Here is a 12,018-nt window from a genome sequence, read left to right on the forward strand (position 1 = left end):
TTTTGAGTGAGCAAAAAGTAAGGATGAGTCAATCAGCAGGATTCCCTTTTTTCTGCCGCATTATGAAAATTTATGTTAAGAAAATACGAAATATTATGCGTTTAGAAAAAACCATCAACCATCAACCATGTTTATCTGTGGCTAATATTCTTTCCGGATTCTGTGTGCTTACGGCGGCGGTATTTATTTTTATCTCTTGTTTTGAAGCATTTTTACCGTTATAATCCATTGTAAGAAAGATAGAAATTTTTGGAGGTAGAAATGGCGGGTTCAGCTTTTACACAGTTTATGAAAAAGATGGCAGTAGATAAATTGGTCAAAAACATTGATACCAGTAGTTTGGAGCAAAAATTATCATTATGGGCAGAAACAGGAGAAAATAAAGATATTAAAACACTGGCCACTGTTTTTACATTAGGAGAGAAGTTTTTAGGATTTCCTTCTAATATATTAAAGGAAAGCATGAAAGATTGTAGTGTTAGGAAATTGTTTGTAAATTCATTACAAGGTGTTCAGATATATGGGTATCAGGAACCTTTAAGAATCAGAGCTCCATTTTCTGTTGTTTATAATTTGAGCAATGTATGTAATCTTAAATGTAAGCATTGCTTTCAGAGAGCAGGCGAACCTCTCCCGGATGAGATGAGTGATGAGAGAAAATTAGAGGTGGTAAAAGAGTTGAGTGAAGCAGGACTATCATCTATAACCTTTTCTGGTGGAGAACCATTGATGTATCCTCGTTTTTTTGATGCTCTGAGAATTGCCAAAAGTTATAATATATTTGTGTCCATAGATACAAATGGAACACTTATTGACAGGGACATGGCTTTAAAATTAAGGGAAAATGGTCTTGATTATGCTCAAGTGAGTATAGATGGTATAAATCCAGAAACGCATGATGAATTTAGAGGGGTGAAGGGCTCCTGGGGAAAAGCGGTTCAGGCTATAAAAAACTTGAACGAAGTGGGCGTGGTTACAGCTGTTGGCGTTACACTGCATAAATATAATATGGATGAGATGTTTGAGTTGATTGATTTTTCTCAGGAACTTAAATCCCATCGCGTCGTTATTTTTCCCATTATTCCTGTGGGAAGAGCAGATGAGATATTGGAGTATGATATTGATCCTCAAGCCAGATGGAAGCTCTATAAAAAATTGGCAGAAAAGATAGATGAAACAGACATTGATATTGTCTGTGAGACACCGCATTTTGAAGTAATTACTTCTCAAATAAAAAAGGCAAAAAAGGAAAATTATAAGCCTGTAGATGGTTTGTGTTTCCCGATCACTACATTTTTCAATGCGAGTGTAAAGAATGCTATAGTTAGACCATTTTTAAGCATGCTTGGCGGATGTCCAGCAGGTAGGTACTATTGCAATATTCAGCCTAATGGCATCGTTTCCCCTTGTATGTTTTCGCCTTATGAGCCGGTGGCAGGTAATGTGAAAGACAGGTCTTTTATGGATGTATGGGATAATAGTCCGCTGTTTAATGCGTTGAGAGATGCAGCGCCTATTAAAGAGAGATGCAAAAGCTGTAAGTATTATAAGGTTTGCGGCGGCGGATGTAGGGCTTATGCTTATTCTACCACAAAAGATCCGTTGGGTCCGGACAAAAGCTGTCCGTTCTTAAAAACAAATTAGATTATCTAAAGAGACAAACGGGATACTTGGAAAATTACAGCTCAATTCTTTCTTTAACACCGTAAAGTATGCTGACCATCAAGGTGAGATAGTCTCTTAGATGTCGTGTTATTAAGAAATTTGTTCTAACAAACTCTTTGGCTTTATATCCCATTTCTTTGATTTTATCAGGATGATGCAGCAGGTAACGAGCACGCAGAGCCGCACCTTCCGGGGTATTGACGAGAAAACCTGTCTGGTGGTTGATAACTTGAAGCCTGATGCCACCTGTATTGCCGCCAATAACAGGTTTACCTTTCCACATTGTTTCCGTTACTGTCAATCCAAAACCTTCCTTTATAGATTTTTGAAGGACGATATCTGCTCCTCGTTGTAAAGCATTGATTGTTCTATTTGAATCAGGAGGCAACAATAGGATGTGAATGTTAGGGTCATCTCCTGCCGCTGTTTTTACCTCCTCCAGTATAGCTTTTCCTTCAGGGTCGTCTGTTGCTGAGCCTCCTGCCAGCACAAGTTGCGAGGAAGGCGTAAAATTTTTTACAAATCTATAGGCTTGAATAACACCTACAGGGTCTTTGAATCGGTCAAAACGAGACACTTGCAGTATAATGGGATTTCTCATATCTATTCCAAATTCATCATAAACCGAATAAACCTCCTTAGCACTCAAATCTTTGTTTTTTTCGCTTAAAGGGTCAATGCTGGGTGGAATAATGTATAAAGGGTGGGGTAATCTCTGTGCGAAGCTAACAATAGAAAAGATGCTGGCGTCATAATTTGTTACAAAATTTCCCAAGTATTTCCAGACATGTCTGTGTGGTCTGCTAATATCTATATGACATCGCCAGATCCATTTTCCCCTTCTATTTGGACAGAATTTTATAAGAGGAGCAGGTTGAGGATCATGGATAAATACAATATCTGCTGCTTCAAGTTCTTTTCTTAAAGCTTCTGCATTTTGAGCATTTGTTTTTTTATATATTCTTAATAGAGATTCAGGAATGTCTATCGGATTGCCTTGCAAAGCATTATGCATACTCTTTGTGCATTGAAAAAAATCATCATTGCCAGTTATGACCTTCCATTTAGTATTAATCCCCAGTTCACACATCAAAGGCACCAATCTTCTTAGAATTTCTGCCACGCCACCGCCTTCTCGGGTAGAGTTAACATGAACAACCTTTCTTCCTTTTAAGAGATTAGCTAATTGATGTAGTTCTTCTATAACATCCTTACCTACTATATTGGTATAGAGGTCAAGTTTGGTCATTTGTCTTTTCCTCAAAATAGGTTTTAAATATTTTTGAGAGAGTTTCTCGTAATTCAACTAAAGTGGTGAAATAAGGGTCAACAGCAGCGAGTATATCGCACAGGTTATCATATGTATTGCCAAATCCTTTGAGCCAGGCACGAAAATCATCGATTCTATCATTAGTGCGTCTTCTGGCATCAATGAAATGGTAAAAGATACTTCCTCCGGATAAAGTGGGGAGAACTGAGGAAAGTTCTTTTGGTTCTATAAGGCGCCTGTGGGTATCAAAGATAACAATTTGTGACCTGACAAAACCAAACGCTTCATCAGGTTTTACCACCGGCACTATTTCTGTTTCATACAATCTTTCTTCTATTACCTCTATTACTTCCTGGCGTAGATCCTCTATGTCGGCAAAACTTGTTGGGTCAATCATAGCCAATCTTTCAGCCAGAATTGGATCACGAAGAGCACGGTAAGCCCAGGCCGCAAAATCGTTGTTGAATTCTGGTTCTTCAAAGCGAGGAGAAAGAAACCCGCCCCAGAAATGGTAATATACACTACCGGGATGAATATTTATCAATTTGTCTCTTAATTCTCTTAAACTCTGTGCTTTTACTCCTGTTGCGATTGTAGTGAGCATGCAGTTTTTAATAATAAAAGGATAAAACTCTTTTCTCTTTTTATTTTTCATTAAAAGGTTCGCTTTCTTGTAGACGAATGTAGATCCGAATAAGATATAGTTCCGTAGAGAAGAGGTTTTTTGAGTTTGTCTACTTCAATTTCATTTTTCATTATGTAAAGATAGACTCCAGGGTTATTAACTTCTCCTGTAAATAAAAACCCCGTTAACTTTCCTTCTTTCAGTATAATTTTACTGTATTCTCCGTTTGTTGTTTTTTTGTATACATTAAACTTATCTTCTTTACTGATGCCTCCAGTAAAGATGGTTTTTCCAAGCACGGTGAGAATGTTTCTTGATACATCTCCTTCGTAGCTAATTCTTGCTCCTGCCATATTTAACCCTGCAATTTTGCCGTGCTCAACTGCTATGGGCCAAAGAGCATGCATTCGTCTATCATTGTATACAACATCTCTTGTTTCTGCAACATCTCCTGCCGCATATACATCCTTTATGTTTGTTTCAAGATGCTCGTTAACAATGATTCCTTTGTTTGTTTTGATTTTTGAGCCTTTGAGAAAATCTATATTTGGTTTCACACCCTTTCCAAATACAACACATGAGCCTTTTAAAACCTTTCCTGATTCCAATTTTACATAGGTGGTGTTGTTTTTTTCCTCTATTTCTTTAATGCTTTCACCTTTGAGTATTTCAACTTCTGATTTTGAGAGTTCTTTCTCTATGATTTCCGATGCTTTTTCATCTATAATTTGGGAGAGAAGTCTGTTGGAATGCACAACATAGGTGATTGGTACATCAATTTTCAAAAGTGCATCACCAATTTCTGTGTTTACGAGTCCTGCTCCCGAAAGAATTACTCTTTTTTCAGCAGATTGTTCTATTTTTTCATTTATTTTCTGTACATCTCCAAGATTTCTTACAGAGAAAACTGAAGGAAGGTTAGAACCGGGCACATCCGGAATATAGGCATGTGCCCCGGTAGAAATAAGGAGTTTGTCGTATTTGAATTTTTCGCCAGAATTTGTTGTAACAAACTTATTTTCAGTATCTACTTTTACTACTTCTTTCTCCAATAGGAGTTTTGTTCCTTCGGGAACATCAAGGTAAAAGCTGTCGGCAGTCATTTCTTTAAATAAAATATATGGGAGAACCATTTTGCCATAAGGTTTTACATTTTCTTTTGATAAGGCAATTATCTCCTCCTTCGGCTTTACCGATTTTATCTTCCTTGCTGCCCACAGACCGGCTATGCTTGCACCTACAATTATATATTTCATTTTAGTTCAGAGAGCTCCAGTTCTTCTAATTTCTCTTTTGTAGGAATGCTGTCCTTGTACCAGCCTCTTACCTTATAATAATCATCTAACATTTTATCGAGCTCTTCGATTTCTCCCTTGGATGGGCCTGTTTTTATAGGCTCTTTTAAAATTCTAGGTGGTAATGTATCATCTTTTCTTGTAAATCCAGATTTAAGATTAAATAATTTTTCAAGATTCCATATTCTTTCACCGATCTTCATGAATTCTGCCGCATCGCATTCAAATCCTGTTGCAGTGGAATAGAGTGAAGCGATGTCTTTTCCTCCCAATCCGAATGTTGTAAATAAACATATACCGGTTGAATCAAGAGCAGCGGTTAGATCTTGAAATGTTTTGGTAAGCTCGGCTTTACCTTCGTATTTTAGTCTATCTACTCTGCCCAGTACCTCCGCTGCAATAGTATAGCCTCTTACATGACAGGCGCCCCTATTACTTGTTGCGTATTCTAATCCGATGCCCTTAATGGCTCTGGGGTCATAAGCGGGAAATTCCTGTTTTTTTACGCTCATGGAAAGTTCAGGATGACCATAATGCTCTGCTAATCTATAAGAACCCTGCGCCAATAATTTACCGAATTCTTCTTTTTGTTCACCCATGAGTTTTATTGCTTCTACAAGTGCATCGCCCGACCCAAATTGAAGGGGAAATGGTACATCCTGTTTAGGGATATATCCATTTTCGTATAACTCCATTGTACAGGCGACAGTAGAACCTGCCGAGATTGTGTCCAGTCCATATCTATCACACAGGTAGTTTGACATGACAACTGCATTTAGATCAGAGACACCGCACATAGCGCCAAATGCCCATATTGATTCATATTCAGGACCTACTCCGTATTCGCCTTTATATTTTCCCTCTCTTATCTCTGTTACTCTTCCGCATCCGATTGGGCAATCTCCACATGCACTATTCCTTATGAGATTTTTCTCTGTCAATGTTTCTCCGCTAATTTGTCCTGCTTCAGGAAAGTACGCATCCTGTGCATTTCTTGTGGGCATTCCTCCTATGCCATTGACTACATTCACAAGTATCGCACTTCCATATTTTGCTCCTCCACCGCCAGAGAATGCATCCTTACTGAGTATATCTCTCGTTTTGTACACCGCTTCCATGAATTTTTCTGGTTCTGCAACACTTATGCCAAGATTTCCCCTCACTGCGATACCTTTCAGGTTCTTACTTCCCACCACTGCTCCTACGCCTGTTCTTCCTGCTGCTCTGTGCCCGCTAAACATGACATTGGAGATCAGAGAGAGTTTTTCTCCAGCTGGTCCTATTAACATTGTTTCTGCTTCTGGATGGGTTTCTTCTCTCATCATTTTATCCGCTTCAATTACAAGTTTTCCCCATAGCTGTTTTGCATCCCTTATTTCTACTTTTCCCTTATTTATCCAGAGGTAGGTGGGTTCTTTTGCTTTCCCCTCAATGATTATCATATCATAGCCTGCCTGCTTCAATGCTGGAGAAAAATGCCCTCCAGAATTTGAACATGCAATTGCATTATTCAATGCACCTTTTGTTATGACCATTACTCTTCCAGAGGCAGGAGCGACCGTTCCATCCAATGGCCCAGTTGCTATAATTACTTTATTCCCTTCTGAAAGGGGTTCTACTTTTGGATTTATTTCTTCATATATAATTCGTGTTCCGTATCCTCTACCGCCAATGTATTTTTTTGTCCATTCTTCATTTAACTCTTCGGTTTTCACATCTCCATTTGTAAGGTTTACCCTGAGAATTCTATTTTGATAACCACCTTTAATCATGGGTTCACCCCCCTTGCCATCTCTTTTGCAATTTCTTTATATCTGATGGCAACTCCTTTCTGTTTGGTTATTACAATGTCTTCCACTTCTTCAAAGGTAAGCGCTTTTGCGGCACATACCTTTACACATTCTGGATCTCCGCCGCAATAATCGCATTTAATAATCTCTCTGCCGCTGTGATTCAATTTTATCGATCCCCACGGACATGCAATGATACACTGTTTACATCCGATACACCTGTTTCTTTCAAACTCAACAACGCCCGTTTCTGCATTTTTGGTAAGTGCTCCGGTAGGACATACCTCCATACAGTAAGGTTCTTCACATTGCATACAGATTGAAGGAATAAAACTCAAGTCTTCTAAAAATGTATTGATTTTGATACGAGAATCCAACGGGTTGAATAAACCTGTGTGGACAAATGAACAGGCATACTCACATGCCCTGCAGCCTGTACATTTTAAAGGTTCCAGCACGACTACTTTCATTAAACACCTCCCTTTAAATCTCTCCTTTCCGAAGACGGGAGGCATAAGCGTTTCCACTTACACCCTATCGGCTTTGCCCCATGGTCGTAAACTTTAGAACACAAAGCTCGGAGGCTTATATCTAATATAATAATAAGCATTTTATCGTTTTTTTAAAGGGTATTGCGTGTAAATTATAGTGACGATTATAGCAGTTACAACCTGTTTGATTTGCTTTGGGTTAAGGATACTAAATTTTTGGTATAAATGGAGGCACTCTTTTTTTGTATTCTAAGTATGTCTCGCCAAACTTTTCATAGTTTTCCTTTTCTTCAATTACCAAAGCAAAATAGATAATTAAGCAGATATCCACAAGAGCCATAGCAGCATATCCATAGGAATTAATCAGTGGTGCAAGACCCATCAGAATCAATATAAAACCGTCAAATGCAGGATGCCTCACATAGGAATAAATTCCATTGGTAACGAGCTTATCTGTTATACCGCGAGGCAAATCCCTATCTCTTCCCTTAACAGTAAGGTTTCTTCCTGAAATTGATGGCAATGTAAAGCCAATGATTAACAAAATCCATCCTACAATTTTATGAATATTTCCTTTGAACATATGGGGCAATCCAAAGACCCTATCTATTCCTAAACCAATAATGATAGAGCCAGCAAAAACCAGCACAACTCTTGTGCTTTTTTTCTTGAATTCTTCTGAAAGCTTCATATTACTTTATTACGAGTTACATTATACACCATTTACCTTTCTATTAATGATTGTTTTGGGTTTCCAAATAAGCATTTTGTAAATATTTTCCACTCCAACCCCCTCCCAATGCTTTATACAGCGTTATTTCATTAGTAATAACCTCTGTGTTGAAACGTGCTAAGTTTAATCTTGCATTCAAAAATCCTCTTTGTGCATCAAGTACTTCCAAATAGCTCGAATAACCATTGTCAAATCTTTTTTGAGATAGGTATAGTGTTCTTTTTAAAGCTTCAGCTTCTTCCTTTTGTGCCTTTAATTTCTGCTTTGAAATTTTTACCTTTTTTAAAGCGTCAAATACCTCTTTAAATGCGTTTTTAACTGTTTGTGTATATTGAACGAGAGCTGCTTTTTTTTCGGCTTCTGTGATTTTAACATTTGATTTAATTCTGCCGAAATCAAAAATAGGAATAGTTGCAGACGGTCCAACCCCCCAAATCTTTGCCGATGACTGTATCAAATCGCTCAAATTTTCACTGTTATATCCAAATAAACCTGTCAGTGAAATGTTAGGAAAATATGCTGCCCTTGCAACACCAATAAGGGCATTTTTTGCCCTTAAATTTTCCTCGGCTACTTTGATATCAGGCCTATCTTCCAATAAACTTGAGGGAAGGGCAGCAGGAATTTTCACCGGCTCTGGCAGTGCTTGATTCAGTGCAAATTTATTTTCAAAAATTTCTTTTGGGCTTCTTCCAAGCAACACAGACAATGCGCTCATCTGTATTACTTTTGCTTCTTTTAGAGATTCAGCTAATACTTTGGCATTGGCATACTGAGCTTTGGCCTGTTTAGCGACCAGTTCATTAGCAACTCCATATTTGCACTGTTTTTGCCTATATTTATAGGTTTCTTTGAAAGATTTAACACTTTTTTCTGCAATTTGTAACTGTTTATTGATAGAAACAAGATTAAAGTATATATTTGCAACATTGGAGACTAAAGATAATTTGACGGCTTCTCTATTAGCCTCACTTGCCAGAAGTGATGAAAGAGCTGCTTTTTTTTGGTTTCTCAGCTTTCCCCAAAGATCCAACTCATACCCTACAGATGAAGATAAGGAAAAGTTGTTAAAAATTGTTCCTGTATCTTTTGGAAGAGTCTCGTTACTTGTTTTTTGTCTATAACCTGATGCAGCTGCATTGATAGTTGGGTATAAGTTTGCTTTGCTTAAACCCAAATACGCCCATGCCTCCTCTACTCTAACAACAGCTAATTTCAAGTCATCATTATTTTTCAGCGCCTCTTCTATCAATTTATTCAAATTGCTGTCGTTAAAATTTTTCCACCAATTTACATTAATGATCTGTTTTTGAGCTGTTTTATTATCATACTTAGACGGTAAATCCATTTTCAGCGTTGAAAGCTTAGGCGTAAAAGAACAGCTTGACAACAGCAAAATAGCACTTATCCAGAGGATTAAGGTTTTATTTTTCACCTTTTTCTCCTCTGTGTAAATTTTTCTTTCAGCTTCATAATAAGGTAAAAAAACAGCGGTATAAATAATGTCCCTATAATAGTCTGAAATAACATACCGCTTATAACCGTTGTGCCTATTATATGACGGGAAGAAGCACCAGCACCTCCCCATAAAATCAATGGCAAACTGGCTGCAATAAAGGTAAGAGATGTCATAATAATAGGTCTGAATCTTATTTTTGCGCCCTCAATAGTAGCATCAAATAATGAGTAATTCACCTCCATTCTCTGCAGGGCAAATTTAACCACCAGGATGGCGTTCTTAGCGGACAATCCCGCGAGAACCAACACACCTATGTTGAAATAGATATCTTTCTCTAAATGTCCCAGCCATAAACCTAAAACAGCACCGAATATGGCAAATGGAATTATCAGCATAATGGCAAATGGTATAGTAAAACTCTCATAAAGCGCTGCAAGGATTAGAAACACAAAAACTGCCGTGTATATAAATACATTATTTCCGGATTTTGATAGTTGCTTTTCCTGATATGATATTCCCGACCAGCTAATAGTATACCCTGGAGGCAATACCTCGTTAGCAATTTCTTGTATAGCTTTCATAGCATCGCCGGAGCTGTATCCAAATGTTGGCTGTCCTGTAATGTTGGCTGCTGTAAACATATTAAATCGCTGCACAATATCGGGACCAACGATTCTCTTCAGGCTTACAAGCGAGCTTGCCGGTATAAGCTTTCCTGTTCTTGATTTTACAAATACATCACTATAATCCCTTAAATTCTTTCTAAAGTTTTCATCGGACTGCATATTGACATGAAATGTTCTTCCATACAGATTAAAATCATTTACATAATAGGTCCCAAATGTGGATTGAAGCGTTGTAAATATATCCGCTATCGGGACATTCAAAGCCCTTGCTTTCTCTCTATTCACCATTATCTTATACTGCGGCACATTGGTGTTGAGTGTTGAGCGCACCAGCGTCAATCTTTTATCTCTATTTGCCTTATCTACTATCTCTTTCACATACTTGTTGAGAAGCTGAATATCGCCGCCTGTTCTATCCTGAACATACATCTCAAATCCACCGGTCACGCTCATGCCCATTATAGGCGGTGGATTCAAAGCCAAAATATAGGCATCTTTATTGAGAGAAAATTTCATCATAAGCTGTTTTATCACATCCCAGGAACTATCCTTTCTTTCTGACCAATCCTTTAAATGCACAAAACCCACGCCGGAATCAGTTTTATAGGCAAATGTCATTAAGTCTATACCCGATACATAGCCGGTAGTTACAACATTTGGATTACTTTTAACGATATTTTCTATACTGTTCTGAACAGCTATGGTTCTGCTCAATGATGAACCGGGCATCAGATAATACATAAGCATGATATCACCCTTATCTTCTTCCGGTACCAATCCCGTAGGCAATCTATTTGATAGAAAGACTGTTGCACCTATCATAACGGCAAATATAATCAATCCGATAGCGGATAGTTTTATTATTTGTCTTACGCTTTTTGTAAAACTATCTGTCAAACGGTTAAATATAGAATAAAATGCCCTTGAAAGCCTTGTTTCTCTTACACCGCCTTTTCTTAGAATCAGAGCGCATAAAACAGGGGTCAATGTTAATGCCACGATACCGGAGATGGTTGCAGATGTTGCAATGGTTAAAGCAAATTGTTGATACATCTTTCCACTAAAGCCGCCAACAAATGATGCAGGAATGAAGACGGCATCCAGGACCAGGATGATGGCTACAATGGGAGAAGTTATTTCCTTCATTGATTTTATTGCGGCTTCTTTTGGACTGATATCTTCGCTTTTCGCTATCCTGTCTGTATTTTCTATAACAACTATGGCATCATCCACAACGAGTCCTATGGCGAGAACTAATCCGAATAGTGTTAAAAGATTGATAGAAAAGCCCGCCGCATAGAATCCTGCAAATGTGCCTATGATAGATATCGGAATGGCGAGCATAGGTATTGTCGTAGCCCTTAATGTTCCCAAAAATAGATAAACAACAACTGAAACCAACAATATGGAGAGCAATAATGTATAAACAACTTCGTTAATGGATGTATGTATAAACTTTGTAATATCATAGACATTGTGATATTTAATGTCAGGCGGAAATCTTTGCGAGAGTTCCTTCATAGTTTTATCCACCCTTTTAGAGACCTCAAGTGCATTGGCGCCGGGAGACAGCCAAATTCCCATAGCAACAGCTTCTTGTCCATTGTAATTGCTATTTGAAAAGTATCTCTCCGCACCTAATGCCACCCTTGCAACATCTTTTAGTTTTAATGCGGAGCCGTCGCTATTTGACCTTATAATAATATTTTCAAACTGTTTAACTGTTTTTAGGCGACCCTTGGTTGTTATACTATATGTATAAGTGCTGTTTTTTATAGGTTCCTGGCCTATTTGTCCTGCCGCAAACTGCTCATTCTGGCTTTTTATGGCACCAGCAACATCTGTTGGAGACAAACCATAGGAGGCAAGCTTGTCAGGTTTCAGCCATACCCTGATGGAATAGTCCTTACTGCCAAATACAATGGTATCTCCAACGCCGGGAACCCTCTTTATGTCATCCAATATATTAACAAGCAAATAATTAGTAATATATGTGGTATCATGCTTGTTGTTCTTAGAAGTAAAGGCAAACACCTTTAGAATATCAGGTGTTCTTTCTCTGAC

10 protein-coding genes and 1 riboswitch are annotated in these 12,018 nt (G+C 38.1%); of the genes, 2 read left to right on the plus strand and 8 right to left on the minus strand.

Annotation, left to right across the window (positions count from 1 at the left end):
• Together J7J10_04220 and J7J10_04225 are read left to right on the plus strand one after the other, a co-directional pair.
• Positions 1 to 224 (plus strand): hypothetical protein (locus J7J10_04220; protein MCD6130135.1); only part of this gene is annotated, 224 nt, incomplete at its 5' end.
• A gap of 37 nt (positions 225 to 261) precedes the next feature.
• Positions 262 to 1,644 carry a radical SAM protein gene (locus J7J10_04225; protein MCD6130136.1) on the plus strand — a complete coding sequence of 461 codons (1,383 nt, stop codon included), beginning with the start codon at positions 262 to 264 and terminating at the stop codon, positions 1,642 to 1,644.
• Positions 1,645 to 1,678: 34 nt separating this feature from the next.
• On the opposite strand, the gene J7J10_04230 is transcribed toward J7J10_04225, so the two are convergent.
• The 8 genes from J7J10_04230 to J7J10_04265 form a co-directional block, all read right to left on the minus strand.
• Positions 1,679 to 2,914 carry a glycosyltransferase gene (locus tag J7J10_04230; GenBank protein ID MCD6130137.1) on the minus strand — a complete coding sequence of 412 codons (1,236 nt, stop codon included), beginning with the start codon at positions 2,912 to 2,914 and terminating at the stop codon, positions 1,679 to 1,681.
• The gene (locus J7J10_04235; GenBank protein MCD6130138.1) at positions 2,901 to 3,590 is read right to left on the minus strand and encodes a hypothetical protein; all 690 of its coding nucleotides are present in this window, start codon (positions 3,588 to 3,590) and stop codon (positions 2,901 to 2,903) included. The genes J7J10_04230 and J7J10_04235 overlap by 14 nt, the downstream gene beginning before the upstream one ends.
• Positions 3,590 to 4,816 (minus strand): NAD(P)/FAD-dependent oxidoreductase, encoded by a 1,227-nt coding sequence (locus J7J10_04240; GenBank protein MCD6130139.1) that lies wholly within the window; start codon positions 4,814 to 4,816, stop codon positions 3,590 to 3,592. Before J7J10_04240 ends, J7J10_04235 begins: the two co-directional genes overlap by 1 nt.
• The gene (locus J7J10_04245; GenBank protein MCD6130140.1) at positions 4,813 to 6,627 is read right to left on the minus strand and encodes an aldehyde ferredoxin oxidoreductase family protein; all 1,815 of its coding nucleotides are present in this window, start codon (positions 6,625 to 6,627) and stop codon (positions 4,813 to 4,815) included. Before J7J10_04245 ends, J7J10_04240 begins: the two co-directional genes overlap by 4 nt.
• Entirely contained in the window at positions 6,624 to 7,115 is a 492-nt protein-coding gene (locus J7J10_04250; GenBank protein MCD6130141.1) for a 4Fe-4S dicluster domain-containing protein, read from the minus strand. The genes J7J10_04245 and J7J10_04250 overlap by 4 nt, the downstream gene beginning before the upstream one ends.
• Before the next feature lie 5 nt (positions 7,116 to 7,120).
• Positions 7,121 to 7,240: riboswitch (molybdenum cofactor riboswitch) on the minus strand.
• A 104-nt stretch (positions 7,241 to 7,344) separates the two neighbouring features.
• Positions 7,345 to 7,827, minus strand: coding sequence for an isoprenylcysteine carboxylmethyltransferase family protein (locus J7J10_04255; GenBank protein MCD6130142.1), 483 nt, complete (start codon positions 7,825 to 7,827; stop codon positions 7,345 to 7,347).
• Between the two features lie 43 nt (positions 7,828 to 7,870).
• Positions 7,871 to 9,304, minus strand: coding sequence for an efflux transporter outer membrane subunit (locus J7J10_04260; GenBank protein MCD6130143.1), 1,434 nt, complete (start codon positions 9,302 to 9,304; stop codon positions 7,871 to 7,873).
• Positions 9,301 to 12,018, minus strand: a 2,718-nt coding sequence (locus tag J7J10_04265; protein ID MCD6130144.1) for an efflux RND transporter permease subunit, incomplete at its 5' end; no start/stop codon positions are given. The genes J7J10_04260 and J7J10_04265, both read right to left, overlap by 4 nt.

Source organism: Deltaproteobacteria bacterium, from assembly GCA_021159305.1.
In the GTDB taxonomy this organism is placed as follows: domain Bacteria; phylum Campylobacterota_A; class Desulfurellia; order JAGGSF01; family JAGGSF01; genus JAGGSF01.